Here is an 805-nt window from a genome sequence, read left to right on the forward strand (position 1 = left end):
CTCGGTTTGATGCTCAAAGCCGCTTGAGTAAAGTGCGCCGCTTTTGAGTACTCTTTTTCCATGTAGTACGAGTATCCCAAACTGACTAATGCGTTAACGTTTCTCGGGTCAATATCCAACCCTTTTCTGATCAGTGCTTGTGCTACGCCGTGATCGCCACGGACGTCATACAATACCCCTAAACCAGAATACGCAGCTACTGGCGATTTATCGTCGCAACGATAAGTGGCTACAGACTCTGCCGTGATGTTGTCGTTGGTGATGTTCGGGTTGCCTTTCATACGGATTTGGTCGGCATTAAGTGCGCGAATGTAATAACTCTTACCGACGTCTTTTTCTCCACGCTTGGTGTACAGCGTGCCAAGTTCTTGTAAGGAACCAATGTTGTCAGGATTTTCTGCAAGCGATGCACGAAAGGCTTTATCCGCCAGTTCGTAGTTCTCGCGAGCTAAGTGAATACGCCCGACGGTGTATAGCGTTTTGTCTTTGTGCACCGCGTTAGGGAAAGAAAGGGAGCGAATGTATTCATACAATGCCCAATCGACATTTTTGTTGGTAAGCGCAATATCACCGCGCGAGATAGCCTCTTCCTCAGTTTTGGGCGGCTCATCATTGGTGAGCGACTCAACGGGTTTGCCAGAATACAAGCTGGAATCAAAATCGGATGCTTGTTCATTTGTTGCACATGCAGTGAGCACCAACAACGAGATGATGACGTATTTCTTAATCCACAACATAACTATCCCTATTTTTATCTAATTAGAAAATGCCTCAGCCAATGAAATTAACGCAGGTCCGATAGCCA

At 46.3% G+C, this 805-nt stretch carries 1 protein-coding gene; it reads right to left on the reverse strand.

Annotated elements, in window-relative coordinates; all coding sequences use genetic code 11:
- Nucleotides 1-734, reverse strand: a 734-nt coding sequence (locus tag R7E78_RS25845; RefSeq protein ID WP_318058571.1) for a tetratricopeptide repeat protein, incomplete at its 3' end; no start/stop codon positions are given.
- Nucleotides 735-805 lie beyond the last annotated feature (71 nt).

It is taken from the genome of Vibrio sp. YT-19(2023) (genome assembly GCF_033337395.1).